Origin of the sequence: Peredibacter starrii (assembly GCF_034259205.1) — a bacterium.
Lineage (GTDB): Bacteria > Bdellovibrionota > Bacteriovoracia > Bacteriovoracales > Bacteriovoracaceae > Peredibacter > Peredibacter starrii.
Genome location: NZ_CP139487.1, coordinates 3,287,104 through 3,311,961, shown reverse-complemented (window position 1 = coordinate 3,311,961; position 24,858 = coordinate 3,287,104). Strand labels below are relative to the sequence as shown.

Here is a 24,858-nt window from a genome sequence, read left to right as displayed (position 1 = left end):
ATAATTCGCTACTCATTGCTACTCTACGGCCAAGGAGATTTCTATGAATCCTTGGCACGATCTTGAATTGAATTTTAATGGTGAATTACTCGATTGCATGATCGAGATTCCTTCTGGGTCTAAAATCAAATATGAGATTGATAAAGATTCGGGTCTACTTCGAGTGGATCGTATTCTTTATAGCTCCGTTCATTATCCCTGCAACTATGGTCTTTTTCCCAGAACTTATTGCGATGATGGAGATCCCCTGGATGTTCTCGTCATCGGACAACTTCCAGTCATACCCATGTCCATCATGCGAGTAAGACCGATTGGTGTCATTAGAATGAAGGACCAGGGCCAAGGTGATGATAAGGTCATTTCAATCCATGCACACGATCCTGAATACGCTCACATCAGCTCAATCGATGAATTGGCCAAGCATAAAATAAATGAGATTCGAAGGTTCTTTGAGAGCTATAAAGAGTTGGAAAAAAAGAGTGTCGAGATTTCTTCCATCGATGGAAAAGACGATGCCATCAAGGTCATCGAAGATTCAATTGCCCTATATCGAAAGAATTTCCGGCATTGAACTGACTTAAGTTTTGCATGAGCATTCTATCGACCGTTTTATATCGGCCAATCGGGGCCAGATGTCCTGCCATAGGGATGATCTGAGTTCCCACCATAAAATAATCACTCAATCTTTTCATGATGTTTTTGATGGGACGCTTGGTCCATTGTCCCTCCATCAGGAACACCGGATACGTCACATTATCAAATAAGAGTTCACCCGACTTATGATACATGGGTAAAAACTCATAGGTGATTTTATCAATTCTTTGAATCATATACTCACGTAATCTGTGATCCAGAAATTCCCAGGCGTAAGGGAATGACCAATAGTTGATGAACTTCTTAGAGGCCAGGACCCTTTGTCCATCATTCAAATATTCTAGAAGCATTTGTACCAACAGATCTATCTCGCGAAAACTTGAATCATGATCTCTTAATAAATGGAAACTAACTGGTTCAATGAAAGTCGCAGATAAAATAGAGTTGCGGTTTTTTTGAAGTGCCTCAAGCAAAAGAGCGGCCCCATAAGAATGTCCAATGAGGTGACAAGGGGCAAATCGATCAATGAAAGTTTCCACGATTTTGTGATCAATCTCATTCGCGGTTTTAGGATTCGGGCCTAGAGCGTTCTCTCCATACCATGCCAGATCAGGAGCTATACAATGGAACTGATTTTGTTCACGCATAAAGTTTGACCATTGGCCTGATTGAGAGCCACTACAATGAAAGAGCACAACTCTTTCTCCTTCTCCGCACTCTAGAAAATGGATGTTTTGATTTTGAATGAGTAGTTGATGTCGCTTCATTGTTCTCATAAGAAAATCATCTTGCTTATGAGGGTCCTTTTCAATGGGCATAGGACCAATGCTTAAGAAAGCTTTAATGAATAGTTAATGGTCTCGCATTAAGTTGCATATTTTTTCAATTACCCTAGACTTTAATTAAGTAAGTACTATGTAGACGAACAAGCGAGACCCCATGAATGTCCCCGCTATCGCCAAAAGAACTTTTGAAGAACTGAAGAGTAAATCTGAATTTCTCAGTATGGTTCAAAATATAATTAATGAACTACAACAGTTATCAAGCCCAATAACTCGCGCCAAATTCATTCACAATTTAATCGAAGAACTTAATCGGGACGTCTTTTCTAATCCATTGGTAGAGCAACTGAGTCCCTGCAAGATGGGATGTTCGGCTTGTTGTCATACACAAGTGAGCGTGACTCAAGATGAAGCGGCTCTGATGGCACTATTAGTTCGAGAAGGGATCGGTATTGATTTGGACCTGCTTGAACTTCAAGCAATTGCCAAAAATGATTCGGATGAATTTTATAAAATTCCTTATTCAAAGCGAGCTTGTGTCTTCCTGGATGAAAATGGGGCCTGTCGAATTTATAAAAATCGGCCCTCAGTTTGTCGAACGAATGCTGTCATTGGAGAAATTGATCAGTGTGATACCAGCAGTGAAATCAAACCAACCCGGCTCATAAAAACACCAAAATCTGATCTAGTGATTTACGCGTCTTTCATGGATGCAGAAGACAGTGGAACTCTGCCTTATATGTTATCGAAGGTTATTTCCGCTGAATAAGATGATAACCAAATTGAGTTTTGACGATACCCGATATCTCACCCGATTTTAATTGAACAAGGGCCTTCTCGAAAGCAGGAACCATTCGGCCTTTTGGAAATTCTCCCAAATCACCACCGCGAGTTCCTGAAGGACATAATGAGAAATCTTTGGCGAGTTCTTCAAAGCTTTTTCCTTCTTTAAGTTTTTTAAGAAGATCTTTCGCTTCATATTCATGACGAACTAAAATATGGCGAGCACTCAGCATCATAGACGTGATCTCTCAAAGTGTGATTGAAGAACAAAAATTGAATTTGATTTTTCTGAAATGCCTTCCGTTCGCATTTTATCTAGTAAGTTTTGAAGTTCAAGGGGAGTGGCCGTTCTTGTTTTGAGAATGAGATCATCTTCACCCGCCACTGCATGACATTCAACGATCTCTGAAAATTTATCTACCAGCTTTCCCGCATCACTACATTTAATTTTTCCAGTTTGGATTCTTACGAAAGCAGTAACAGGCAGGCCCACTTTCTCGAAATCGATATTAACAGTGTAATTCTTGATGATTCCGGCCTTCTCCATTTTCTTGACTCTGGCATGAACCGCTGGTGCCGTTAAATGGACTCTTTCGCCAATATCTCCAAAGGACATTTTGGCGTCCTCAGAAAGTAACTTAAGAATCTTAAGATCCATCTCGTCGAGGGGGCCCCGAAGACCATTTCCATTTAATTCCATTCGTTTTTTCTCCCTGCGTAGAATCGGTTGTTGATTAATATCATTAAGCGATTATATTAACGACATGAATACGATTAAGCCATCAAGTATTTCTCTTGAATATAATGAATTTAAGACCTTAAGTACCGAAGGTACCGGGAAACTGATACTTCAGTGTCTGGGTGGATCTGGCTGGATCACGGCCAAGGACGATCCAAACGACTATATCGTTTATGAAGGGTGCGTTCTGGAGTTCCCTGAAAATCAGCCGGCCATTCTTCTTCAAGGGCTTTCATCAAAGCTCGAAATTGAAGTACGACGAGTGGAATGCTAGATTGGATGGATGTCAAAATTTCTAGATAGAGTCTTTCGTGGCCTTAGTCAGGTCATGCTTCAAAATAATTCCCTTACGGGATTTTTCATTCTCATTGGATTGGCGATCGGTTCTCCATGGGTGGCACTTGGTGCTTTTTTGGGAACAGTGATCTCAACCTGGACCGCAATTTTTTTACGATACGAAAAAACTGATATCATCCGTGGTCTTTATGGCTATAACGGATGCTTAATTGGTGCGGCCTTTTTCGCGCTTTTGATTCCATCTCCTTTTATGTTCGTAGGTTTTGTTCTCGCTTCTGCCTTTTCTACTATCCTAATGTGTTACTTGGCCCCGGAATATAAAAATATGGGTCTGCCGGTAATGACCTTTCCTTTTGTTCTCGTTAGCTGGATGGCAAAAATTACTCTTCCCATGAAGACAACAGTGACGTCGATCTATCTTGGTCTGCATGACATCTCCTTTGCAAAAATTGTTTTGAAAAGTATTTCAGAAATTTATCTCGTGGAGAGTGCTATTGCAGGACTGGTAATTCTTTTGGGACTTCTTGTCTCTTCCTTCTGGCCGGTTATTTTCACCTTGTTCGGAAGTGTGGTGGCGACAGGTCTGGCCCTCGTTCTAGAATTAGATATGGATGGCGTAAGTGCTGGCCTATATGGGTTTAGTGCGGTTTTAACTTCGGTTGCACTTGGTTGCACGTTTATGAAACCGACCTTTAAATCTGCCATATTTGCTTTAGTAGGAATTGTTTCAAGTGTTCTTTTACATGTTCTCTTCATCAAGGTAGGAGCAGTTCCTTTAACGGCCCCATTTTTGATTTCAACCTGGCTTATGATTAAACTTGAAGTTGTCCTTCGCGATCATACTAAATTCATAACTAACTAAAGCAGTATAGACAAAGCGTGTGCGACTACCTCTCCCTGAAAGAGGTCCTTATCATAGTGAGAAAAAGGAGCAGTTATGCCTCTTAATCATTATGTGACACTCGGAAAATCAGGTCTGAAAGTGAGCCCTTTATGTCTCGGCACCATGACCTTTGGTGAGGATTGGGGATGGGGAGCATCGGTTCCTGAATGCGAAAAAATTCTTGCTCGTTATATAGATTTAGGCGGGAACTTCATTGATACCGCCAACGTTTATACTTATGGCCATTCAGAAAAAATCATTGGAGATTTTTTCCGAAAAGATCCTTTTGAAAGACAGAAGATGGTGATTGCCACGAAGTTTTTTGGGACCTTGAAACCTGGAGATCCAAACGCAGGTGGGGCAGGAAGAAAAAGTATTATTCATGCTTGTGAAGAATCTCTTCGCAGGCTTCAGACTGACTATATTGATCTTTATTGGATGCATTGCTGGGACTATCAAACTCCCATAGATGAAACGATGAGAGCTCTGGATGATCTCGTGTCTTCCGGTAAGGTTCGCTACATTGGTTTCTCAGATACTCCTGCCTGGAAAGTCGCTGAGGCCCATGTGAAGTCCCTGTTTCAAGGTTGGGTTCCAGTCAGTGCCATTCAAGTTGAATACTCACTTCTTCAAAGAACGGTTGAAGGTGAATTAATTCCGATGGCGCAAGAACTCGGCATGGGAGTGACGCCCTGGAGTCCGCTGAAGTCTGGAGTTCTCTCCGGAAAATATAGAAGAGAGAATAAAGATCATGTTGAGGCCGGTCGAGGTGAGTGGGTCACATCATCTTTAGATGATCATGCCTATGATGTGGTTGAAAAAGTCATACAAATCGCAAAAGAAGTTAAATCTACTCCTGCAAAAGTTGCACTCAAATGGGTCTGCTCCCAACCGGGAGTAACTTCACCAATCATTGGGGCGAGAACCATTGAGCAATTGGAAGATAATTTATCGGCACTTGATGTGAAGTTATCTGCGGAACATTTGAAGGCCTTGGATGAGATCAGTAAGCCGTCTCTTAATTTCCCTGCGGATTTTCTGAAGCGTTCACCGGCATTCAGAAATTCTAATACGACGATTAATGGAGAAACGGGGCCGTCGAATCCTCTGGCCCCGGCCGATGGTCAAAGACCTTATTAGTTTTTTAAATCTGCGATGGCCTGGTAGCCATTGAGGAGCGGAACATTGCTGATGAAAGTGATGCGAACTTGCGCCCAACCTGCACCAGGCACGTCCGGATGATAGATGACTTCAATTCTTGTTTTTCCATTTTTCGGTAATACTAATGCTTCATATGCATCGTGATATTTACCTAGATTTGTACGACGAATGAATTTTAACTCAGCATCCGGAATGCTCATTGACCCAAGAGTTTCGAGCTCCAGGTAGCCACGCTCATCTTTAAATTGAGTCGGTAATTCCAAAACCGTGTCGCCTTTAAGAGCTTCTGGTGGAGCAGGAACCCAAGCGCGTTTATAAACTTCATAATCCATCTTCACAATGAAAAGGCCACTGTGAGGAAGGACCTCTACAGAGGCAACGCCACCTTTGTGAAGTTTACCTTCGCGAAGTGTGTATTGAGCTGAATGGGCAAGAGAAGACATGGTCATAATTAGGATTAAAATTAGTGTTTTCATAGGCGGGTGTGTATATCCCATCCCTTGGCCTTTTAAAACTAAAATCATCGTAAAGATCGCAGAAATATCAATAACTTGTGTCCGGTTTAATTTTCTAAGGAAGAGTGTCGATAGATCTTACCAACCAATTTTATATCCAGTAATTCAACAGGAAGTGTTTTATGGATATGTCGAAGCTTAAGGCCTTAGAGAATCGTGTTCAAATCATTACGGTGATTGAGAAAGCTGCACTCTTTGGCGGAGACATCTGGCAGAATCGCGCTGGTGAACCCAATCGACATGTATCACAGATCATTCAAATCTTAGTCGACATTAAATCTGATTTCTTAGTTCTTCGAACTCCTACAGTTGTAGAGATCGATCCTAATAAACCGATTTATATTCGCCTTTCCTATCGGAATCTTATCTTTCGACTTTTCCCGGGAGAGTTTAAGGTCAACGGTGATAAAATCACCTGTCACTATCCTGAAGAGGCCCGTGCGCTGGAGGAAAGAAAAGGAGAACGCTATGTTCTTCCGTTTAATTCAGACATTTCGCTTTCACTAAAAAGAGTGGAACGCACTCTACGTGAAACAACATATGAAATGGAAATTCGTATCATTGATGTCTCTGAAAGAGGTTTCGGTATTTTGATTTCGGGACAAAATAAAGACTACTTTAAAAAGAATGATAGTTTCTGGTTAAAGTCCATTGATCATAAACCGCTGAGGCACGATATCCTGGGTTCGGTCTGTTATATCGCTCCTAAAGGATACTACTTGAAGCGTGGAGATGTGAGAGTTGGTCTCTCACTTCAGATGCCACTGGCGCAGGAAACTTTCGAGTACCTCAAGCGTAAATGTATTATTGTTTTGAGTGCCTAAATCTTAAAATAAGGAGTGTAAGAATCCCGGCCGTGATTCCCCAGAATGCAGAACCAATTCCTGCAAGTGTCACGCCTGATGCCGTCACAAAAAAAGTCATCATCGCGGGTTCTCTTTCATGATCATTTTGAACCGCTGCCATGAGTCCTTGTGAAATGGCCCCGAGTAATGCCAATCCTGCCACTGACAGAACGAGCTCTTTTGGAAATGCGGCAAAGAGCGCACCAACTGATCCAGCAAAAATTCCCATGATGATGTAAATGATTCCAGAAGAAATCGCCGCCGTATAACGTTTCGTCGAATCCTCATGGGACTCTGGGCCCATGCAAATGGCGGCCGTGATGGCAGAGAGGTTAATAGCAAATCCACCAAAGGGAGCAATGATGATATTAGTGATACCAGACCAGGTGATGAGTTTTGATACTTCCGGTTTATAATGAAAGGCCTTCAATACCGCAAGGCCTGTCATGTTTTGGGAAGTCATCGTCACAATAAACAATGGAAGACCTACGCTAATAATCGTCTTGATGTCCCAAGTAGGAGTTGTAAAGACAGGAATCGCGAGTTCCGGATTCATTTCGCTAAAATTTAAAAGTCCCAATGCTCCTGCCAAAATCAAACCAGTGAAGAAGGCAGCAACCACTGAATAGCGAGGCGAAATTCTTCTGAAGAGGAGATAGATCATGAAGATGGTGAACACGAGAGCGAACTGAGTCTTCATGGAATTAAAGACCTCAAGCCCAAACTTCAATAGCACTCCTGAAAGCATGGCCGACGCAATTGACATCGGAATTTTATCCATAATTTTTTCGAAGTAACCCGTGATTCCACTTAAGGTAATGAGAACAGCAGAAAAAAGAAAAGCGCCTACGGCATCAGATACCGGCACACCAGGAAGACTGGCAATGAGAAGTGCGGCACCCGGAGTCGACCAGGCAAACATGATGGGTATTTTATAACGAAGAGATAAAACAATGTTCAGTACTCCCATTGCCACACAAAGAACAGCGAGCCATGAGCTTGCTTCATTTGGGGGGAGACCAAGGGAGGTTGCGGCCTGGAAAATGAGAACGGCGGAGCTGGCATATCCTACAAGATCAGAAACAAAACCGGCCGTGATGCTGGAGAATGAGAAGTCGCGAAGAACATTATTTGTTTTCATGTTCTTTTATTATTAGAGAGGGGCGGGACAGCGTCAATAAAATAACCTGATCCCTACCGTTGCACTTACGAGCTCCGTGAGTACTTCTTTATCCACTTGAGTATAAAAACTAAAGTGAGAAGCACTAAGTTGAAATCCACCAAATGCTCTCACCGTAATTGGTGTGACCAAAGATGATGTATCTAGATTTGCCTGGGCCTGAAGTTTAAGATTTCTACCAGGACCACAACTTCCGCCGGTACACAGAACCGGAGTTACGTCTCCGTTGGCGACTCCAATACCTTTAGCATAACCAATATTAAAATCCATACCTGTTCCTCCATATATATTTAAGAAGGACAGAACTTGGTAATCGGTTGATACCGCCAGTGGGAAGGAATGTGTTCTGACTTTTACGATGGCCTTAGGTGTACCAGTTAGACGACCTTGGAGGAGTTCATTATCCCCGATGATATTAATCATTCGGTCGAGTCGTGTTTCGTAAGTATAGTCTGAATGATTATATTCATAGCCCCAGGTGAGTTTTAGTCCCCCCCATCTGTGATTGACATCGCTTTTATCCACCAGATGATATCTGAAGTGAACCCCAACAGAAGTCATATCAAGACCAACGAGTGTACGATCATTTTCATCATCCAGCGATTGGATGTACTTCGTACTCATGGCATTAACGTACATATTGAGCTTATCGCTTTCCATGTTAAGGATGTCATTCATTCCTAAAGCGCCCAAATTAAAACCAAGCATGAGTCCGGGAGCGGCCGCGTATCCGCTGGTTTCACTTTTCGTGTGTTCCTCTTGTTCAAAATCCGCACCAGCTCCAAGAGTGGCACCGATCATACTTACTTGCATGGCAGAGGTATAATCAGTTCCGATTCCTTTTGCGGCCATTATATTTGAGTCTCCCATCCCTTGCAGAATTCTTCTGGGAGCGTCGTTGGGAAATTCTTTATTCACAGAATCTTCAATCTTCTTTACTTCGGAATCGATAAAGATCTTCACGGCATTGATTGAATCAAGACCATCGTAGTCTGTGACTTTCAATTGGAAGATCTGTGCTTCTGCTTTAAAGCAGATCAAAGTGCAGATAAGAATCAGGAGTCTTGACATAGGGCCCCCTCAAAAATTCCGAAAACCATATCAACAAAACAGGTCATCTTGGGACTTAAGAGAGATTAAATTTGTTAACTCAGTCGTGGATTGATCCCCATCAAAAGCTTGAATCCAATCATTGATGTAGACGGCCACAAAAGGGCCTTGAGCTTGCACCTTTAAGAATTCAGGTTGCTCATATTAACTGAATTGATCAGGAGTAATTATGAAAAGTCGATATGCCTTACTTGCGGCGCTGTTAACGACAGGCGCCTATGCACAAGATAAGAAACCTAATCGGCTCGAAGTCTATGGTTTTGTTCAAGCTGACTATGTTCAGGATTTCGATCGAGTTGATCCAAATTGGGACGACACTTTAAGACCATCGAGAATTCCAACTGAAGAAGGTCAATTTGGTAGTGATGGCCAGGCCATCATTGGTGCTCGTCAAAGTAGATTCGGTGTGCAAGGAACTCTGCCTGTTGAAGATCAAAGCGTTTACACCAAGTTTGAAATTGATATGTTCGGGGTAGGGGTAGATGAAGGTCAAACAACGATTCGTCTACGTCATGCTTATGGAGAGTGGAAAGAATGGCTCGCCGGTCAAACTCACAGTTTGTTCATGGACATTGATGTTTTTCCTAACACAATTGATTACTGGGGGCCCGCCGGGATGGTTTTCCTGCGTAATCCACAAATCAGATATACACCTCTCAAAGGGGACAATAATTTTTCAGTGGCCCTGGAGAAACCGAGTGATGATATCGATGCCGGCCAAATCAGAGATGTGGCGCCGGAGTTTGGTGATAATCTTCAATCTGATGAAAAGCTTCCGGACCTTACGGCACAGTTTCGAATGAATCGTGATTGGGGTCATTTCCAAACTGGTGGTATTCTTCGTCGAATTGGATATGAAACAACCGGACTTCCTAACAACAATCCAAAGGATCATGAGCTTGGTTGGGGTCTGAATGTCAGTACTAATATTAAATTTCTTGATACTGATAAACTGATCCTCTCTGCCGTTTATGGACAAGGTATTGCGAGCTACATGAACGATGGTGGTGTGGATCTAGCACCACAAGGTAGACGCCTGGCCGATCTTGAGGCCAAAGCAGTTCCGCTTCTTGGGATTGTGGCCTATTACGATCACTACTGGGACTCAAAGAACAGTTCATCAATTGGTTATTCTCGTACACAAGTTGATAATACAAGTTTTCAGGAGGGGAGTGCTTTTCATAAAGGGGAGTATGCCTCTGTAAACTTTCTTCATAAACCTGTGAAAAACGTCATGATGGGTGCGGAAATGCTTTGGGGTGCTCGTACAGACAATGATGGAAATTATGGGAATGATGTTCGTACTCAGATCTCATTTAAATATAGTTTTTCTAGCAACGACTTCTAGGAGTGTTTTATGAAAAATCTGGCTTTTGCTTTAATTTTACTTTCATCAGTAAATGTTTTCGCCCGTACTACACCAAGTGCCGGTGTGGGTGATATTAAAGGAACTCTGACTGAGGCCCATAAAAAATTCAAGGGACTAAAGGAAGGGAAGAATGCAGATTATATTCCTGCTCTTGCCAAAGTTCCTTCTGAGCTTTTTGGTATTGCCTTAGTAACGGTGGACGGAAAAGTCTACACAGAAGGTGACATTGAAAAGTTATTTGCAATTGAATCCATCTCTAAAGTGTTTACTTTATCTCAAGTGCTTCAAGAGTCGGGAGAAAAACAAATCACCGATACTGTTGGTGTTGATGCCACTGGTGATGTTTTTAATTCGATTGTTGCTGTTGAGAAAAATAAAGGCAAGGAGATGAATCCTTTCGTTAACCCGGGGGCCATTGCAACAACTTCGATGGTGAAAGGTAAAAATGCTGATGAGATCTGGAACAAAATTGTAAGCATTCACAGCGCTTTTGCCGGTCGTCCTCTTGAATTGAATGAAGAAGTTTATAAATCAGAAGCGGCGACGAACCAAAGAAACCAGGCGATTGGTAAATTGATGGAGGCCTATGAGATCATCAAAACCAATCCGGAGCAGGCGACCGATATTTACACAAAACAATGTTCAATCAATGTGAATGCCAAAGACCTTGCCACAATGGCAGCAACACTTGCTAACGGTGGTTTCAATCCAGTGACAAAGACAAAAGTGATTGATCAAAAACACGTTAAGAGTGTGCTTGCAGTAATGTCGACGGCAGGATTGTACGATACAACAGGTCAATGGTTATTCAAAACCGGTCTACCTGCCAAAAGTGGTGTAGGTGGTGGTGTGATTGCAGTAGTTCCCGGGAAATTTGGTATCGCCGCTTTCTCTCCTCGTCTTGATGAGGCCGGAAATAGTGTGCGTGCTCAGCGTGCCATCGAATTTATCACAGAAAAACTTAATGCCAATCCATATGATATTAAGCCTCAGGGTGAATATGTGATTGGTAAAGATGAGAGATAATATGAAGAAGATATTGTTTCCCCTTTTTCTGCTCGGGTGCTTAAACGCCCGGGCAGAATATCGTTTCAATGATAGTCACTTCCACCTGACCAACTATATTCAGGAAGGAACTCCGATCCAGAAATATATTGAGATCATGGGAGATACGGTCGGTAGATCTACTGTATTTGGCATTCCTCTTCAGCAGCAGTGGTCTTATCGGATTTCTGGAAAAGACCATGCACCAAAGTATTATCTTGATACGGACGCGAGACTTTACTATTACTCTTTCACTGATGCTTTCATTGCGATGGCTTATAGATCATTGCCTAAGGAGTCACAGGAAAGATTAGATCCAATGATCACAGGGTTTAATCCCACAGACATGTATGGAGTCGATCATATCAAAAGAACCTTGCAAACCTTTCCCGGTGTGTTCACAGGAATTGGAGAGTTCACTATTCATAAAGAATTTGTGTCCTCAAAAGTGGCAGGGGATGTTGCCAGTTTAACTGACCCAGCGCTGGACCGAATTTTGGATTTTGCTGGTGAAGTTGGACTTCTGGCAATTATGCATAGTGATTTTAATACTCCTTTCCCAAAAGACGGAACCGATCCTGCTTTCTTCAAACAAATGAAGGAACTTCTGGGAAAACATCCTAAAACGAAAATTATCTGGGCCCATGCCGGTCTGGGACGGATCATTGAACCGATTGAGAGTCAGCTCAAAGGTATTCAGGAAATACTCGATGATAAAAAACTAAAGCATGTTTACTTTGATATTTCCTGGGACGAGGTCGCTAAGTATGTTGTGAAAACTCCTGACAGTGTAAAAAAGATGGCGGCATTTCTTGAAAAATATCCGGATAGATTTCTTTTTGGGACTGATGAGGTCGCACCGTCAGATAAAGCGAGCCACGAGAAAGTTTATTGGCAATACGGTCCGCTTTGGAATCTTCTTTCCAAAGAAACGAGTGAAAAAGTCAGAAGACTTAATTACGAGAAGCTTTTTGATGAGGCCAGAGTGAAGGTGAGGGCCTGGGAAAAGAAACAGGGCTTTGTTGATACGAGTCCGAGACTTCCAGCGAGTAGTAAATAATAAGGGGCCCTAAGGCCCCTTTCTTTATTAGAATCCTTCGGCCTTGCCGACTTTAAACTCTTCATCATCAAATGGTAGGATCGCCGCTGATTTCGAAGGTGGATCCTTCGGTTCCGCATGTGACTTCACGACCTTGAAGTCTTTTTTCTTATGACTGCCTCCAGAAGATGGAGGGGCCTTTTGCGAAGTTTTTGGTGTCGCCTTTGAGCCACTCACAAACTTTCTTAGATCAGTCACTAGTGCAGAAAGGGTCTCTGCTTGCGCCATCATTTCCTCTGCTGAAGTTGCTACTTCCTGAGAAGAAGAGGCGTTTGATTGGATGGCGGTATCAAGGTGATTCATGGCTCGTGAAATTTGTTCAATACCGTTTGCCTGTTCCTGCGAAGCGGCCGAGATTTCTGAGTTTAGGTCCGCCACTTTTTTAACTGACGTCAGGATCTCTTTTAGTGCAACACCGGATTTATCCGCGATCTTAGCACCTTCTTCGGTTTTCTCTACGTTCTCTGCAATAAGACTATTGATGTCTTTTGCGGCAGCTGCTGAACGAGAGGCGAGGTTTCTAACCGCATCTGCTACGACAGCAAAGCCTTTACCTTGTTCACCGGCACGTGCAGCTTCTACTGCGGCGTTAAGAGCAAGGAGGTTTGTCTGGAAGGCAATGTCGTCAATAACGTTAATGATTTCTTCAATTTTCTTAGATGACTTCGACATATCTGACATGGCGGAAATTAGACTTGTAATTTCTTTTTCGCCGCTCTCTGCAGAGACAAGAGATTTTTGAGAAAGCGAGTTGGCCTCTTTTGCGTGATCTGAGTTTAGTTTTACCATCGAAGACAGCTCTTCAAGAGATGATACTGTTTCTTCCAGCGATGCCGCAGATTCTGTTGCACCTTCTGATAGAGTTGATGATGCAGAAGTTAGCTCGTGAGAAGCAGTATTTGTTTTCTCAGACGAACCTTTAATTTCGTTTGAGAATTCATTCAGGCGATTGCTAATTGAATTAGAGAAGAACCAACCCACTACGAATGCCACTACGATACCGGCCACGGAGAAGCCCATGCTTAACCAGCTGGCCAGAGCATAAGCATCTTCAGCGGTCGCATTTTTTTCAGCTGCATTGGCTCCGTGATATTCAAAGAGCTTTCTGAAGGCCTCATTCATACGAGAGCGAGCAGGGTTAAGCTCTTTCTCTGAATAAATCACTGCATTTACCCAAGACTCTTCAGTAAAGGTTCCAAAGTAACTTAGAAATTTTTCACCACTTTTATGATACGCAGTCCAAGCTGCATAGAACTCGTCGTGAAGTTCTTTTTCACCTGGTTGAAAAGGAACCGCTCGGTAAGCAACGTCCAGATCTTCTAAAGCTTTTACTTCTTTCTTCCAACCTGCGATCTGTGGATCAAGCTGATCTTTTGATACTGCCATATAAGCGAGAAGAAGGTGACGATTGGCCTCATGAGTTTTAGAGCCCATGTCGTTAATGATCTTGAGGTTATCAACCACTGTTTTGGCGATAAAGTCGTATTCTTTATGCACCTTTTTCATTGAGAAGTATCCACTACCGGCCACGATGAGAACGAACATCGCAACCAGCATGAAGGCCGATAGCATTTTGAACTTTAGACTAAAATGTTTAAACATGGAGTGCCCCAGTTAGAGTTACTAATATCTTTTCGTATGCTGAAAAGAATTCTTAAGGGGTCTTTAACTTTTAAAAGGAAATCTTCTTAAGTTGGCAAAAAAAGGGACCGCCGAAGCGGTCCCTGATTGATTCAGTCGGATTAAAACGTAGCAAGTAGAGAAACGTAAACGTTCTGATCTTTGTTATCAGCATCTTGGTTTTTACCAAGAACGTTTGAAAAGCCACGAACAGAGTTCTGCTTACGGTACATATAACCAGTGTTAAGAGCTAGACCACCATCGAATGTGTGGTTGTAGAACACGTGGTAAACGTCAGCGTCTTGAGAACCGTACATATTGATAGGGTTCACGTTAGCAGCATCGTATACGTATGCATCTTCCGAAGAGTGGAACCACTCAGCACCGATTTTTGGACGGTTAAGAGATGGTAGGTCAAGTTGGTAGCGAGCAGTAATAACTGAAGCGTAACCAGTTTGATCATCAGAGCGCTTGTCAGTACCCCAACCAATAGTAGTTGATGGGCTATTAGGGTTGTTTACTAGGCTACCGCGAGAATTAACTATTGAGTACATCACTTGAGCTGCTAGATCGAAGTTGGTACCAGCGATTTTTTCGAAGTCAGTATATAGTACGAAGCGGTTAACTGAAACATAAAGGTCAGAACCAGTCGTTTCAGTTACTGGATTACCATCATCGAATGGAGGTTGATAGAATGGGGTTTGTTCGCCACGAAGAGCTTGGAAAATTGTCATGTTCTTTTTGAACCATGAAGCATTGTATTTTTCATACTCAACAAGTAGAGATACGAAATCAGAAGATGTTCTGATTGAATCACCATTACCATCTTTTAGATTTGAAGAACCTGTACCAGCGTAGTTTACGTTTTGTAGCGGAGTATAGATAAGTTTTGTTCTTAGAACGCTGTCAGTTGTTGGTTGAGTAGCATAAGTAAGAGCGAAACCATCTAGGATAGCTGAATAAGCAAGAGTCGGGTAGTTACCCATGATTTGCTGGTTAAGGGCGATATGTTTGTTTGGACCATCGATCGTTGGCAAGCGACCCATTGTGAATGTCCAGTTCTTATCGATAGAGTAGTTAACAAATGCTCTTTCCATGAATAGGAAAGAACGGTTCATGTTTTGACCATCGCCAAGATCTGCGAAATCTGTTGTCGGTTGGCCGTTAGAGCCTAGAACTGAGAAATATTTCGCCATAGAAAGACGGCCGAAGAAAGTTAAGCGATCAGATGGCTTAGCTTCCATATTAACGTTGGCCCACATACGGTAGTAAGAATCATTTCTTCCACCTTTGTTAACTGCCGCACCGTTAAGTGAATAACCTTTGTTTCTCTCGTAATCAATGTAGTCATAACGAGTTTCAAGAGATCCACCAAGTTTAACCCAGTTAAGATCACGAGAAAGTTCAAGTGCTTCAATACGAGACTCTAAAGCTTTAGTGTCTTGAGCGAATGCAGGTGCTGTGAGAGCAAGTACCGCTAAGCTCGAAATAAATTTTTTCATGTAAGAATTTCCTTATTCTTTAAATGATTAGTTACCGATTTTAGAACTAGATGCGCATTGAACAGAACAACCATCAATATCCACTGATGATGAACTACATGTTTGCCACTTGATGATGTTTCCAGAGCGACCAGGAGTGGCCATCTTTTCTGCATCTTCTTTTGATTTTCCACAGCTCTTTACGACTGCTGCGATGAAGTCTTCTTTTGCATCAGCGAATACACTTGTCGATACAAGTGCCATTGCGATGAAAAGCAGAGTAGCTTTCATTCTTTTCTCCCTTGAAAAGTGTTAAAAGTGTTAAAAACAAATTAAAAAATTCTCTATGTATTGATTATTTAGTATTTCGGATTTACCACAAGAGGAATTTTGAGGCGCAGCGCGACGCGGAAATCAGCCTGATTAAAAAAGTCTGATAGGTAAAAATACTCATGAATTCTGATGATTAGTGTTTCTACCTATAGGAAAAACTCTTAAGGAAAGTTAAGGGATTGCAAAAAAAATATATTCCGCATTGTGTTATGGTCAGCACAAACTCAAGCCAACCTTGAGAGTTTTTAGTGTTATTCGAAGATAAAAACTCCGTCTCTGCCTGCCGTTTCTTGGCTATTAGGCCTCTCCCGATCAAAGTAAATAAGCAGGAGAACGGTCATGAAAAAGCTATTGTGTTTTATGCTAATAAGCTCTTCTATGGTTTTTGCTGAGAGTGAAATCTCCGCTTATCGAGATCCAAATCAAGATTATACGATCTATGAAAAGAGAGTGCTTCGTACTCTTGCAAAAGAAAAGAATTTAAAAACTTCTCCTCTGGGATCAGCTCGTGCTTACCGAATTCAAAGTCTTTTAAGTGCTACTGAATGGAGAGATCTGAACGTAATGCAATCTCGATTTGAGAGTGCACGCGATTTACGGTTTCTCAAAACATCTCGTGATCCGGATTTCCTGAGACGCATTTCATGGCTCTATCCAACAGATGGTTGTTATGTGAGGGCCGCACTTTTCAGCCGAAACTTCTATCGTTTATTTATTCCCGTTCCTGACAAGGTCTTTGCATTCGGAAATCTCAGAGTAAAAACTCCCAATCACATTAGGGGAGTCGTCACTTGGTGGTTTCATGTGGCCTCAATTGTAGAAGTGCAGGGACAAAAATATGTCATGGATCCTGCCATTGAACCCGCCAATCCTCTGACACTTGAAGAGTGGTTGGAAAGAATGGGAGATCCTCAAAAAATAAAAATCTCTATTTGTAATTCAGGGGCCACATCGCCAACTTCAGATTGCTCTCGTGAAACAGATGGAATGGAACTCTCAGCAGAGTATCAGCAAAAATATTTTCTCGATCTCGAGTGGAATCTTCTCAAAAAACTTGGACGTGATCCGGAAATGGAGCTCGGAGATCATCCACCTTGGCAAATGACGCAATGAATACCCTTTCAAACTCCTGACTTTCTCGCTAGAATGAAAGCACAATTTTATTCATCCGTTTTTTAATATCTACTCAGGAGTTGCTATGGATGTTGGTTTATTTACCCAAGACGGCCTAGTGATGGTTCTTCGTTGGATCCACTTTTTCGCCGGTGTTGCTTGGATCGGTCACCTTTACTACTTTAACTTCGTTCAAGGCGCTTTCATGCCTGAAGTTGATGCTACTGTTAAGAACAACGTTTTCGCGAAACTAGTTCCACGTGCTATGTGGTGGTTCCGTTGGGGCGCAATGTTCACGTTCCTTTCTGGTCTAATTATGCTTCTTATCGCTGGTAAAGATCTTGGTGGAGACTTCATGAAGACTCCATATGGTATCTTCATCTGGACTGGTGCTCTTATGGGAACTTTCATGTTCCTTAACGTTTGGCTTATCATCTGGCCAATTCAGCGTGGTCTTATCAATAACGGTGCTGCTGCACTTTCTGGTGGAACACCTGATGCTTCTTTCGCTGCGAAAGCTCCGAAAGCTCTTCTTGCTTCTCGTACAAACACAATGTTCTCAATCCCACTTCTGTTTTTCATGGGTGCTGCGAGACACTTACCTCTAACTATCCCTGAAGATTTCAATCCTGGAATGGTTCTTGCTCTTGTGACTCTGATCATTCTTGGTCTAGAAGTTAACGCTATTAAAGGTAAGCTAGGACCTATGACTACAGTTAAAGGTGTAATCCACTGTGGTGTTGCTCTTCTAGTTGTTCTTTATGCATTGATTGAGGTTCTAGTTTAATGGCTTCTAATATTTTTTGGATGGGGATCCTTGCGGTCCTCTACGTATTCGTAACATTTAGTACTCCTGTTGTTGCTCCACCACCGGATAAGCTTCCGGACCCTGCTGCAGTAGTAGTGGAAGAGCCAAAAGCTGACGCTCCTGCAGCGGCCACTGAAGCTCACACTCCTGAAACAGCTGTTGATCCAGCTACGCTTATCGCGAAAGGTAAGGAAGTATACACAGCGAACTGTCTTACTTGTCACAACAAGGATCCGAACGTTAAAGGTGCCATCGGTCCTGAACTGGTTGATGCTCCACTTGAAGTGATGATCGTGAAAGTGAGAACAGGTCGTTACCCTGAGGTTCTTCCTGCTGGTTTCGTTCCTAAGAGAAAGACGAAGCAGATGAGAAAATTTCCTCAGCTAGAAGCTGATGTTCCAGCGATCCACGCTTACATCCAGTCTCTTAAAAAGAAATAAACAAAAGGGCGCCCACAAGGCGCCCTTTTTTTATTAGATCTTCCATTTCATTCTAAATTTACTGCTGAATAATTTTTTTCTGATCTCGATGCTCTGGAAGGGCTGATTCTCGATTATGTTTTCAATCAGGAGATCATCCATCTTTTCACGGAAGGCATTGGAGCATCCATTAAGGCTCGAGTTTGTGCGACTAAAAAACGTTGAGTAGAGTTGGTGATGGGCCATCATATTGGGAACAAAAATGTTTGAGTTAATCATGTTCTCAATTGATACGCCGGGATTTCTGGTTTCAAAGAGTTTCACAAAGTGGAAGTAGACCTTTGCCTTAAGTTTCTTTTCCTGATTCACAGAAAGATTATCTGCTGCCTGGCCATTAGCAATTGATAGCGGTTCACTGTTTTCATCTTCATTAATCTCGATGAGCTTTTTAAGAGAACTTGAAAAAGCGTCTGCACCGATTGGTTTCTCACCACTACAAAGAAAGCTCACAACATTGACTTTAGTGGCAGCACCATCTTCGCCGTATTCGATATTGAGATACTGATAGGTCTGAGGTTCAGGTACATTTTCAAATTCCGCCAGAAGAGGAGAGATCTCAAATTCTGCTCCCGTTAGATCAAGCCCAGTCGCCTTAACAGTCAAAGCAGAACTTTGGTGATAGCAGGCCTGCTGGCCATTTGGCTTCATCGGAATATTGATGGTGCCTAGGTCTGAGGTACTAAAATCGGGACGCCATAAATTGTTATTCTTATCGTTCGATTCAAGGCATTTAGACCAGGCGTTGCTGATCACAAGAGAGCATAAAATAGCGGCGATAATGAATTGTAACATGACGAGGATTGTACTCGTCTTGAGGCCAATTAATGCAGAAGTTGAAATGAATTCATCCGCTGTCTAAAGTTTAGACAGCTACTTAAACTTCAAAGGAATCGTCGTGTAATTAAGGCCATCGATTGGTCTATAAACGTCTATATGAAGGTGAGGCCCCGAGCTATAGCCGGTATTGCCTGATTCCGCCAGAATCTGGCCCTCCTTAACTTTCTCGCAGGGGCCGACCTTGGCCGAATTCGGTTTTAAATGCACATAAGAAGAAACGGTCCCATCTTCATGGACCACTTCTACTTTATTAGACAGATCTTTTTTAGGATCATCATGGGCCTTCGTATAATTTTGAACCACTTTGGAAACGATTCCGCTTTCAATCGCGTGTACCGGTGTGCCTTCATCGGCCGGGAAGTCGTAGCCATATTTATTTCTTCCTTGATGGGCCGAATTCTGGCCTGGACCAAAATTCAAAGGAGGCTTATTTTTTAGGGGATGAAGCACTGTCTTTTCTGAAACCTGACTTACCTTTCCCGGTAACCAGTTCCATTCTCCCCATTTTGAATCTTGGATATCTTGAGATTTAGAGCTATCGATGGACCAGGTTTTCTTGTTGGCCGAAACGACAACAGGGAAGCAGAAGGAGTTTTTAAAGACGCCTGAAATGGTCACGCCAGGTTTAGGGTATCCTTCCTGACCAAAGGCAGATATGATAGGAAGCAAAATTAAAATAACACGGTAAAAAATTTTCATGACTCAATTTCTCGACATTATTCTTCATCTTGATCAACATCTTTTATCATGGCTGACTCTCTTTGGACCCTGGATTTATGTCTTAATGTTCATTGTAATATTTTGTGAGACTGGTCTGGTTGTGACGCCGTTCTTACCGGGTGATTCACTCTTGTTTGCTCTTGGTGCTCTTACTGCTTTAGAAAACGGTCTAGACCTATGGATATTACTGATTAGTTTAACTATTGCGGGAATTTTAGGAGACACCGTTAACTACCATATAGGTAAGTATTTAGGGCCCAAAGTTTTTGAACAAGATAGTCGCTTCTTCAAAAAAGAATATCTAAACCAAACGAATGCTTTTTATGAGAGATGGGGTGCATTCACAATTGTGGCCGCTCGTTTCGCTCCGATCGCGAGGACCTTCGCACCATTCGTAGCAGGTCTAGGATCGATGAACTATAAGAAATTTATCTCTTATAACGTTCTGGGCGCCATCGCTTGGGTCTTCACTTTCATCCTGGCCGGTCACTTCTTTGGAAATCTTCCAGTGGTGAAGCGTAACTTCCACATCGTGATCTTTGGTGTGATTGCTGTTTCAGCGCTTCCAATGGTTATTCCATGGGTGAAGAGCCGACTTAAAAAAGCCTAATAGATCCTGTTCGGTCTTCTATATCCCAAAGAAAGAATCAATTTTCTTTCGCTCCCTTGCTTAGTTAGAGATGAGCGCGAATCATCTCCTTATAAGCAAAGGAGTGATTATGAAACTCATTTACGCTAAAGGAACTTGTGCATTCGGGGTCCATCTTCTTCTGGAAGAAATCGGAAAGAAGTATGAGACCATGCAGGTGAAGCTCCACGAAAAGAATTCGATCCTTGAGAAATACAATCCTAAAAATTATGTACCGGCCTTAATTCTCGATAACGGCGAAGTCCTGACTGAAGGGATCGCCATTCTGGCCTATATTTCTGATTCAAATGCTCGTTATGATCTGTTGCCCGAGCCGGGAACAATTGAGCGAGCTCGCAGTGTTGAATGGTTAGTTTATCTTAGTTCAGAATTTCACAAAGGCTTTGGTCCACTTTTCGCGCGAGAGAAGCTTGGAGAGTACTTAAATATTGTGAATGATAAGCTAAAAGTTCGTTTGAAGTTTATGAACGATCATCTTGCCCATAAAAAGTTCTTCATGGGTGAGGATATTACTGTCATTGATATGTATGCGATTGGGTTATTTAGAATTGCCCAACATCTTAAAATCGATTTCGCCCCTTATCCTAACATCAAACGTTTCATCCAAAACATGGAAGATTTACCACTCGTTAAAAAAGTAACTGAAGCAGAAAATGGCGAACAATTAGCGAAGGCCGCCTAAAGGGGACTATATGACAGTTCAATCTAATGGAAGACTACTTGATAAAGTAGCGATCATCACGGGTGCTGGTACTGGTATCGGTGAAGCGATTGCTCATAAATTTTTTCATGAAGGGGCCAAGATCGTGGCCTGTGGTCTGAAGTCAGACCCGGTGCTTGATGTGGTCAATAAGATAAATAGCATGGGAGGAAAGGCCGTTCCTTTTCAAGGCGATCTATCCCAAGAGCAAACGGCAAAAGCGGCCATCGATTTTGCAATAAGTGAATTTGGAAGGATTGATGTCTTAGTCAATAATGCTGGTGTTTTTCTCTTCGCAGGTGAGACCCAGGAGTATGAAACAAAATCCTTCGATGAAACGATTTTGAACAATATACGCACAGTTTTTCTCATGACTAAGTACGCTCTCCCACATCTCCAAAAATCAAAAGGAAATATCATCGCCGCCGGATCAGAGGCGGGAGAGATTGGTATTCCTTATAACACTGTCTACGGTGGAACCAAGGCCTGGGTCCACGCTTTCATTGAAGGAGTGGCAGTTGAACAAGCGAAGTATTCAGTGCGGGCCAATTGTGTTTGTCCGGGACCAGTCGACACTGCCTGGACTCACCGACAATCGGGTCCGATGAATCTTAAGATGGAAAAAAGCCTCATCGCTGCCACGCCAATGGGACGCAGAGGGACCGTAGAAGAAATTGCCAATGTCTATGCGTTTCTCGCTTCCGATGAAGCAAGTTTTGTGACTGGTGCTCTTTGGTTTGTTGATGGTGGTATTACCAAATCAAAAGGACCAATTGGATTAGATGCTTTAGGAAAAGATGTGAGAGATGAACCAGAAGGCAAAATTCTTAAGGATCTTGAGCATACTCAAGATGGTCTGAAAAATAAGAATTACAAATCCGCTTAGGAGGATTTTATGAAAGGTAAAAAGAAAGGAAGACTTGATAAACATCGTGGGAATCCACATGGCAATCGTCCCTTTGAACAAAAAACAAAAGTTCAAAGGAACGAAAGTCTCAACACTGGCGTGAGTGAAGCAGTGAGAGATAAACAATAGAGAATTGCCTAAGAATTGTTTAATGACACCAAAGATGCGTAAGACACATAATTTCATTATGAATGAGGCCTTAATTATACTTGGTGATCAACTGTTTCCGACGAAGTTCTATGAACCTCACCTCAAGAAGCATGTCTTTATGGCCGAGGATGTGGGCCTTTGCACTCACTACAAGTATCATAAGCACAAGCTTGCCTTCTTTTTGACGGCCATGAGGGAATATGCTGAAGAATTGAAGACCAAAGGGCATAGGGTCCATTACGAAAGTCTTTCAAATACTTCTTATGAAAAGCGATTAGAGAAATTTTTAAAACAAGAAAAGATTGAAAAGATCACGATTGGAGAAGTCCAGGACAAGTTTTTTGAGAAGTCTCTCTTTGGGTTATTTGAAAAGTTAGAACTTCCTTTCGAGGTTTTAGAAACACCTATGTTCCTTTGTTCCCGTCAGGAATTTAAGAATTATCTTTTCTATCATCCTAGGCCTTTTATGAAGAGCTTTTATGAGAAGGAAAGGAGAAGACTTGAAGTTCTTATAGAGAAGAACAAGAAACCGAAGGGAGGTAAGTGGAGTTACGATGTTGAGAATCGTAAAAAAGTCCCTAAAGAACTGACCAATAAAGATCTGCCTTTGCATAAAAAAAGTGAACACTTTTCTGAAGTCCGAAAGATTGTTGAGGACAAATTTCCTGATCACCCGGGTGACCTCGAAAACTTTTGGCTTCCGACAAACCGAAGAAGTGCGCTTCAATCTCTGAAGTTATTCATGACTCATCATCTGAATGATTTTGGGACCTATCAGGACTCGATTACCGATCGTTCACCTTATCTCTATCATTCTGTTTTATCTCCCATGTTGAATATGGGACTACTGACTCCTCAAGAAGTGATTGAAGCGGCCCTTAAAACTGAGGCCCCACTTCATTCGGTAGAAGGTTTTATAAGACAGATTATGGGGTGGCGAGAGTTTGTCAGAGGCGTTTACCAAAATTATTCCGAGGAAGAAGAAACTAAAAACTTCTTCAAGCACAAAAGGAAAATGACAGACAGTTGGTATAAGGGGACAACAGGACTTCCTCCAGTAGACGACGCAATTAAGAAGGCCAATGAATTGGGCTACTGTCATCATATTGAGAGGCTCATGATTTTATCAAACGTCATGCTGCTAACTGAACTCCATCCGCATGAAGTCCATAAATGGTTCATGGAAATGTTTGTTGATAGTGCTGATTGGGTGATGGGTCCCAATGTATATGGAATGGGACAATTCTCAGATGGTGGAATCTTTGCGACTAAACCTTATATCTCTGGAAGTAACTATATCTTGAAGATGTCGGATTACAAAAAAGGGGACTGGTGCGACGTTTGGGACGGACTCTTTTGGCGCTTTATAGATAAGCATGAAAGCTATTTTTCGAAGAACCCAAGACTCAATATGATGGTAAATTCCCTTCACAAAATGGAACCTACACGCAAGAAGACCCTATTAAAGCTTGCGAATGAATTCATTAAAAACAACACCTTAGAGTCGCATTAAGTGTCTATTTTTTGGACACCCCAACCAAGATTTACAAGCATAGCGGGTTAAGCCTAGTGTAAAATCCAGAATTTCATACAATGGCCTTGAACAGACAAATTTGAAAAGGCATTTTTATGAAGTTCCCTCTCTTCGTAGTATTAATGATGATCTCTGTACACACCTTCGCGGAAAGTAAGTGTGATGTGAGACCTGGAACCTCGGTCGGAGTTAAAGTGATCGAGTTCTACTCAAAAAATGTCATTCATTCCAAAATTCCTCTGAGAGAGGCCACTCTTACCGCCATTGACGAAGAGATGTTGAATCTTCAGGACATGGGTGTATGTGAAGAAAGAATCTTTGCTCAAAAGTGTGTCTTAAAATTTGAAAAAATCAAAAATCAAAATTTCATTACAATGGTGAGAGGCACTGACCGTTGGAAGACCTGGAGCCTAAGCGGTAAAGTTGAAGCTCAGGATTTCGTTAAGGGCCTTAAGAAGTTAGGGTTTTGTTCATGAATTTTGCTCTCGCTATCTTCGCAACTTTCTTCATCTGTTTCAAGGCAAAGGCAAGTTACGAGTGTCGTTTAAATCTTTCTTACGCTGAAGAATCTGGTCTTGTTGTAGGTGAGAAAATCATCAAGGCAAAAACTTCGGAAATGCGCCAAAAGAATGAAGGCGTCATTATGGAAGAATCTCTGGAAGATAAAGTCAGTCTTAAATCATTTATGGCCGGATGGACCGGTGAAGAGCAGGCGGTAATTGAGGTGTTTCGTAATTCTAAAGCGATCAGCGAGAAGTATGAGCTGCGTGGAAACTCTGAGAAAACTGTTTGGTTTGATGATTATAAATTAGAAGTGAATTGTTCAATCAGTTAAGAAGGACCCGAAGGTCCTTCTTACCATTTATTAAAATCCTAAAATATCGACGTAAGTAATACCCTTCGCCAGAGAAGAGTTTGATTTCGCACGCTGGCCTTTGATCATGATTCTTTTTGAATTAAAAAGATCCTTCAAAGCGCCACGAGAAATATTCTTTAGCTTCTCATTTTCGTTTTGTTCACGAAGAGCATTCAGAAGAACGTTATCCATTCTTGATTCCGGATACTCTAGCTCGAGAGCGATACGAAACGAGTTTTCTGGTTGTGGAGGAACTGACGTCATAAAATC

General features: G+C 42.1%; 31 protein-coding genes. 19 read left to right on the top strand and 12 right to left on the bottom strand.

Annotation, left to right across the window (positions count from 1 at the left end; genetic code table 11):
- The first annotated feature begins 43 nt into the window (after positions 1–43).
- Positions 44–571, top strand: a complete 528-nt coding sequence (locus tag SOO65_RS16520) for an inorganic diphosphatase (RefSeq protein ID WP_321392852.1) — start codon at positions 44–46, stop codon at positions 569–571.
- Here the strand turns inward: SOO65_RS16520 and SOO65_RS16515 are convergent.
- Complete coding sequence (locus SOO65_RS16515; RefSeq protein WP_321392850.1) at positions 525–1,370, bottom strand: alpha/beta hydrolase; 846 nt, start codon at positions 1,368–1,370, stop codon at positions 525–527. The genes SOO65_RS16520 and SOO65_RS16515 overlap by 47 nt on opposite strands.
- Before the next feature lie 163 nt (positions 1,371–1,533).
- Between SOO65_RS16515 and SOO65_RS16510 the strand changes: the two genes are divergently transcribed.
- Complete coding sequence (locus tag SOO65_RS16510; RefSeq protein WP_321392848.1) at positions 1,534–2,145, top strand: YkgJ family cysteine cluster protein; 612 nt, start codon at positions 1,534–1,536, stop codon at positions 2,143–2,145.
- Here the strand turns inward: SOO65_RS16510 and SOO65_RS16505 are convergent.
- Entirely contained in the window at positions 2,129–2,395 is a 267-nt protein-coding gene (locus tag SOO65_RS16505) for a peptidylprolyl isomerase (RefSeq protein ID WP_321392845.1), read from the bottom strand. The genes SOO65_RS16510 and SOO65_RS16505 overlap by 17 nt on opposite strands.
- Positions 2,392–2,859 (bottom strand): Lrp/AsnC family transcriptional regulator, encoded by a 468-nt coding sequence (locus tag SOO65_RS16500; protein WP_321392840.1) that lies wholly within the window; start codon positions 2,857–2,859, stop codon positions 2,392–2,394. Before SOO65_RS16500 ends, SOO65_RS16505 begins: the two co-directional genes overlap by 4 nt.
- 64 nt (positions 2,860–2,923) lie before the next feature.
- Between SOO65_RS16500 and SOO65_RS16495 the strand changes: the two genes are divergently transcribed.
- The 3 genes from SOO65_RS16495 (at position 2,924) to SOO65_RS16485 (ending at position 5,218) form a co-directional block, all read left to right on the top strand.
- Positions 2,924–3,172: a hypothetical protein gene (locus SOO65_RS16495; protein ID WP_321392838.1), complete on the top strand. Its 249-nt coding sequence runs from the start codon at positions 2,924–2,926 to the stop codon at positions 3,170–3,172.
- 9 nt (positions 3,173–3,181) lie between these two features.
- Positions 3,182–4,057, top strand: a complete 876-nt coding sequence (locus SOO65_RS16490; protein ID WP_321392833.1) for an urea transporter — start codon at positions 3,182–3,184, stop codon at positions 4,055–4,057.
- 75 nt (positions 4,058–4,132) lie between these two features.
- On the top strand, positions 4,133–5,218 hold the full coding sequence (locus SOO65_RS16485; protein WP_321392830.1) for an aldo/keto reductase: 1,086 nt from the start codon (positions 4,133–4,135) through the stop codon (positions 5,216–5,218).
- Here the strand turns inward: SOO65_RS16485 and SOO65_RS16480 are convergent.
- Positions 5,215–5,715 (bottom strand): hypothetical protein, encoded by a 501-nt coding sequence (locus tag SOO65_RS16480; protein WP_321392827.1) that lies wholly within the window; start codon positions 5,713–5,715, stop codon positions 5,215–5,217. The two genes, SOO65_RS16485 and SOO65_RS16480, sit on opposite strands and share 4 nt — an antisense overlap.
- Before the next feature lie 161 nt (positions 5,716–5,876).
- Between SOO65_RS16480 and SOO65_RS16475 the strand changes: the two genes are divergently transcribed.
- Positions 5,877–6,578 (top strand): hypothetical protein, encoded by a 702-nt coding sequence (locus SOO65_RS16475; RefSeq protein WP_321392824.1) that lies wholly within the window; start codon positions 5,877–5,879, stop codon positions 6,576–6,578.
- Here SOO65_RS16475 and SOO65_RS16470 read toward each other — a convergent pair.
- Both SOO65_RS16470 and SOO65_RS16465 read right to left on the bottom strand, forming a co-directional pair.
- A complete protein-coding gene (locus SOO65_RS16470; protein ID WP_321392817.1) occupies positions 6,559–7,740 on the bottom strand; it encodes a benzoate/H(+) symporter BenE family transporter in 1,182 nt (393 codons plus the stop codon). The two genes, SOO65_RS16475 and SOO65_RS16470, sit on opposite strands and share 20 nt — an antisense overlap.
- A gap of 33 nt (positions 7,741–7,773) precedes the next feature.
- Complete coding sequence (locus SOO65_RS16465) at positions 7,774–8,850, bottom strand: Lsa36 family surface (lipo)protein (RefSeq protein ID WP_321392814.1); 1,077 nt, start codon at positions 8,848–8,850, stop codon at positions 7,774–7,776.
- Positions 8,851–9,058: 208 nt separating this feature from the next.
- Here SOO65_RS16465 and SOO65_RS16460 point away from each other — a divergent pair, with 208 nt between their 5' ends.
- The 3 genes from SOO65_RS16460 to SOO65_RS16450 are packed head-to-tail and all read left to right on the top strand — an operon-like array spanning position 9,059 to position 12,362.
- Positions 9,059–10,237, top strand: a complete 1,179-nt coding sequence (locus SOO65_RS16460) for a DcaP family trimeric outer membrane transporter (RefSeq protein WP_321392811.1) — start codon at positions 9,059–9,061, stop codon at positions 10,235–10,237.
- Between the two features lie 9 nt (positions 10,238–10,246).
- Positions 10,247–11,284, top strand: coding sequence for a glutaminase A (glsA, locus tag SOO65_RS16455; RefSeq protein ID WP_321392808.1), 1,038 nt, complete (start codon positions 10,247–10,249; stop codon positions 11,282–11,284).
- A gap of 1 nt (position 11,285) precedes the next feature.
- Entirely contained in the window at positions 11,286–12,362 is a 1,077-nt protein-coding gene (locus SOO65_RS16450; protein ID WP_321392805.1) for an amidohydrolase family protein, read from the top strand.
- Positions 12,363–12,389: 27 nt separating this feature from the next.
- On the opposite strand, the gene SOO65_RS16445 is transcribed toward SOO65_RS16450, so the two are convergent.
- From SOO65_RS16445 to SOO65_RS16435, 3 genes are all read right to left on the bottom strand, one after another.
- Complete coding sequence (locus SOO65_RS16445) at positions 12,390–14,003, bottom strand: HAMP domain-containing methyl-accepting chemotaxis protein (RefSeq protein ID WP_321392802.1); 1,614 nt, start codon at positions 14,001–14,003, stop codon at positions 12,390–12,392.
- Positions 14,004–14,143: 140 nt separating this feature from the next.
- On the bottom strand, positions 14,144–15,523 hold the full coding sequence (locus SOO65_RS16440; protein WP_321392799.1) for a DUF3373 family protein: 1,380 nt from the start codon (positions 15,521–15,523) through the stop codon (positions 14,144–14,146).
- 27 nt (positions 15,524–15,550) lie between these two features.
- On the bottom strand, positions 15,551–15,793 hold the full coding sequence (locus tag SOO65_RS16435) for a hypothetical protein (RefSeq protein ID WP_321392796.1): 243 nt from the start codon (positions 15,791–15,793) through the stop codon (positions 15,551–15,553).
- A 381-nt stretch (positions 15,794–16,174) separates the two neighbouring features.
- On the opposite strand from SOO65_RS16435, the gene SOO65_RS16430 reads away from it, so the two are divergent.
- The 3 genes from SOO65_RS16430 to SOO65_RS16420 all read left to right on the top strand — a co-directional run bounded on the left by SOO65_RS16430 (position 16,175) and on the right by SOO65_RS16420 (position 18,196).
- The gene (locus SOO65_RS16430; protein ID WP_321392793.1) at positions 16,175–16,948 is read left to right on the top strand and encodes a protein-glutamine glutaminase family protein; all 774 of its coding nucleotides are present in this window, start codon (positions 16,175–16,177) and stop codon (positions 16,946–16,948) included.
- 85 nt (positions 16,949–17,033) lie between these two features.
- Positions 17,034–17,735: a urate hydroxylase PuuD gene (locus SOO65_RS16425; RefSeq protein ID WP_321392785.1), complete on the top strand. Its 702-nt coding sequence runs from the start codon at positions 17,034–17,036 to the stop codon at positions 17,733–17,735.
- Positions 17,735–18,196: a c-type cytochrome gene (locus SOO65_RS16420; RefSeq protein ID WP_321392782.1), complete on the top strand. Its 462-nt coding sequence runs from the start codon at positions 17,735–17,737 to the stop codon at positions 18,194–18,196. Before SOO65_RS16425 ends, SOO65_RS16420 begins: the two co-directional genes overlap by 1 nt.
- 33 nt (positions 18,197–18,229) lie before the next feature.
- Here the strand turns inward: SOO65_RS16420 and SOO65_RS16415 are convergent, their stop codons facing one another.
- Positions 18,230–19,027, bottom strand: coding sequence for a hypothetical protein (locus tag SOO65_RS16415; RefSeq protein WP_321392779.1), 798 nt, complete (start codon positions 19,025–19,027; stop codon positions 18,230–18,232).
- 78 nt (positions 19,028–19,105) lie between these two features.
- Entirely contained in the window at positions 19,106–19,771 is a 666-nt protein-coding gene (locus tag SOO65_RS16410; RefSeq protein WP_321392776.1) for a M23 family metallopeptidase, read from the bottom strand.
- Between SOO65_RS16410 and SOO65_RS16405 the strand changes: the two genes are divergently transcribed.
- The 7 genes from SOO65_RS16405 (at position 19,770) to SOO65_RS16375 (ending at position 24,567) form a co-directional block, all read left to right on the top strand.
- Entirely contained in the window at positions 19,770–20,402 is a 633-nt protein-coding gene (locus tag SOO65_RS16405; RefSeq protein WP_321392773.1) for a DedA family protein, read from the top strand. The two genes, SOO65_RS16410 and SOO65_RS16405, sit on opposite strands and share 2 nt — an antisense overlap.
- Positions 20,403–20,511: 109 nt before the next feature.
- Complete coding sequence (locus SOO65_RS16400) at positions 20,512–21,123, top strand: glutathione binding-like protein (RefSeq protein ID WP_321392769.1); 612 nt, start codon at positions 20,512–20,514, stop codon at positions 21,121–21,123.
- Positions 21,124–21,133: 10 nt separating this feature from the next.
- Positions 21,134–22,027, top strand: a complete 894-nt coding sequence (locus SOO65_RS16395; RefSeq protein ID WP_321392767.1) for an SDR family NAD(P)-dependent oxidoreductase — start codon at positions 21,134–21,136, stop codon at positions 22,025–22,027.
- Positions 22,028–22,036: 9 nt separating this feature from the next.
- Positions 22,037–22,177, top strand: a complete 141-nt coding sequence (locus SOO65_RS16390) for a hypothetical protein (RefSeq protein ID WP_321392763.1) — start codon at positions 22,037–22,039, stop codon at positions 22,175–22,177.
- A 58-nt stretch (positions 22,178–22,235) separates the two neighbouring features.
- Positions 22,236–23,711: a cryptochrome/photolyase family protein gene (locus SOO65_RS16385; RefSeq protein WP_321392761.1), complete on the top strand. Its 1,476-nt coding sequence runs from the start codon at positions 22,236–22,238 to the stop codon at positions 23,709–23,711.
- 116 nt (positions 23,712–23,827) lie between these two features.
- Positions 23,828–24,208, top strand: coding sequence for a hypothetical protein (locus SOO65_RS16380; RefSeq protein ID WP_321392757.1), 381 nt, complete (start codon positions 23,828–23,830; stop codon positions 24,206–24,208).
- Positions 24,205–24,567, top strand: coding sequence for a hypothetical protein (locus SOO65_RS16375; RefSeq protein WP_321392755.1), 363 nt, complete (start codon positions 24,205–24,207; stop codon positions 24,565–24,567). The genes SOO65_RS16380 and SOO65_RS16375 overlap by 4 nt, the downstream gene beginning before the upstream one ends.
- Before the next feature lie 30 nt (positions 24,568–24,597).
- Here the strand turns inward: SOO65_RS16375 and SOO65_RS16370 are convergent, their stop codons facing one another.
- Positions 24,598–24,852 carry a hypothetical protein gene (locus SOO65_RS16370; RefSeq protein ID WP_321392753.1) on the bottom strand — a complete coding sequence of 85 codons (255 nt, stop codon included), beginning with the start codon at positions 24,850–24,852 and terminating at the stop codon, positions 24,598–24,600.
- Positions 24,853–24,858 lie beyond the last annotated feature (6 nt).

Coding starts and splice junctions, on each gene's coding strand:
- SOO65_RS16520 (WP_321392852.1), top strand. CDS start 44: ATGAATCCTTGGCACGATCTTGAATTGAATTTTAATGGTGAATTACTC.
- SOO65_RS16515 (WP_321392850.1), bottom strand. CDS start 1,370: ATGAGAACAATGAAGCGACATCAACTACTCATTCAAAATCAAAACATC.
- SOO65_RS16510 (WP_321392848.1), top strand. CDS start 1,534: ATGAATGTCCCCGCTATCGCCAAAAGAACTTTTGAAGAACTGAAGAGT.
- SOO65_RS16505 (WP_321392845.1), bottom strand. CDS start 2,395: ATGATGCTGAGTGCTCGCCATATTTTAGTTCGTCATGAATATGAAGCG.
- SOO65_RS16500 (WP_321392840.1), bottom strand. CDS start 2,859: ATGGAATTAAATGGAAATGGTCTTCGGGGCCCCCTCGACGAGATGGAT.
- SOO65_RS16495 (WP_321392838.1), top strand. CDS start 2,924: ATGAATACGATTAAGCCATCAAGTATTTCTCTTGAATATAATGAATTT.
- SOO65_RS16490 (WP_321392833.1), top strand. CDS start 3,182: ATGTCAAAATTTCTAGATAGAGTCTTTCGTGGCCTTAGTCAGGTCATG.
- SOO65_RS16485 (WP_321392830.1), top strand. CDS start 4,133: ATGCCTCTTAATCATTATGTGACACTCGGAAAATCAGGTCTGAAAGTG.
- SOO65_RS16480 (WP_321392827.1), bottom strand. CDS start 5,715: ATGAAAACACTAATTTTAATCCTAATTATGACCATGTCTTCTCTTGCC.
- SOO65_RS16475 (WP_321392824.1), top strand. CDS start 5,877: ATGGATATGTCGAAGCTTAAGGCCTTAGAGAATCGTGTTCAAATCATT.
- SOO65_RS16470 (WP_321392817.1), bottom strand. CDS start 7,740: ATGAAAACAAATAATGTTCTTCGCGACTTCTCATTCTCCAGCATCACG.
- SOO65_RS16465 (WP_321392814.1), bottom strand. CDS start 8,850: ATGTCAAGACTCCTGATTCTTATCTGCACTTTGATCTGCTTTAAAGCA.
- SOO65_RS16460 (WP_321392811.1), top strand. CDS start 9,059: ATGAAAAGTCGATATGCCTTACTTGCGGCGCTGTTAACGACAGGCGCC.
- glsA (WP_321392808.1), top strand. CDS start 10,247: ATGAAAAATCTGGCTTTTGCTTTAATTTTACTTTCATCAGTAAATGTT.
- SOO65_RS16450 (WP_321392805.1), top strand. CDS start 11,286: ATGAAGAAGATATTGTTTCCCCTTTTTCTGCTCGGGTGCTTAAACGCC.
- SOO65_RS16445 (WP_321392802.1), bottom strand. CDS start 14,003: ATGTTTAAACATTTTAGTCTAAAGTTCAAAATGCTATCGGCCTTCATG.
- SOO65_RS16440 (WP_321392799.1), bottom strand. CDS start 15,523: ATGAAAAAATTTATTTCGAGCTTAGCGGTACTTGCTCTCACAGCACCT.
- SOO65_RS16435 (WP_321392796.1), bottom strand. CDS start 15,793: ATGAAAGCTACTCTGCTTTTCATCGCAATGGCACTTGTATCGACAAGT.
- SOO65_RS16430 (WP_321392793.1), top strand. CDS start 16,175: ATGAAAAAGCTATTGTGTTTTATGCTAATAAGCTCTTCTATGGTTTTT.
- SOO65_RS16425 (WP_321392785.1), top strand. CDS start 17,034: ATGGATGTTGGTTTATTTACCCAAGACGGCCTAGTGATGGTTCTTCGT.
- SOO65_RS16420 (WP_321392782.1), top strand. CDS start 17,735: ATGGCTTCTAATATTTTTTGGATGGGGATCCTTGCGGTCCTCTACGTA.
- SOO65_RS16415 (WP_321392779.1), bottom strand. CDS start 19,027: ATGTTACAATTCATTATCGCCGCTATTTTATGCTCTCTTGTGATCAGC.
- SOO65_RS16405 (WP_321392773.1), top strand. CDS start 19,770: ATGACTCAATTTCTCGACATTATTCTTCATCTTGATCAACATCTTTTA.
- SOO65_RS16410 (WP_321392776.1), bottom strand. CDS start 19,771: ATGAAAATTTTTTACCGTGTTATTTTAATTTTGCTTCCTATCATATCT.
- SOO65_RS16400 (WP_321392769.1), top strand. CDS start 20,512: ATGAAACTCATTTACGCTAAAGGAACTTGTGCATTCGGGGTCCATCTT.
- SOO65_RS16395 (WP_321392767.1), top strand. CDS start 21,134: ATGACAGTTCAATCTAATGGAAGACTACTTGATAAAGTAGCGATCATC.
- SOO65_RS16390 (WP_321392763.1), top strand. CDS start 22,037: ATGAAAGGTAAAAAGAAAGGAAGACTTGATAAACATCGTGGGAATCCA.
- SOO65_RS16385 (WP_321392761.1), top strand. CDS start 22,236: ATGAATGAGGCCTTAATTATACTTGGTGATCAACTGTTTCCGACGAAG.
- SOO65_RS16380 (WP_321392757.1), top strand. CDS start 23,828: ATGAAGTTCCCTCTCTTCGTAGTATTAATGATGATCTCTGTACACACC.
- SOO65_RS16375 (WP_321392755.1), top strand. CDS start 24,205: ATGAATTTTGCTCTCGCTATCTTCGCAACTTTCTTCATCTGTTTCAAG.
- SOO65_RS16370 (WP_321392753.1), bottom strand. CDS start 24,852: ATGACGTCAGTTCCTCCACAACCAGAAAACTCGTTTCGTATCGCTCTC.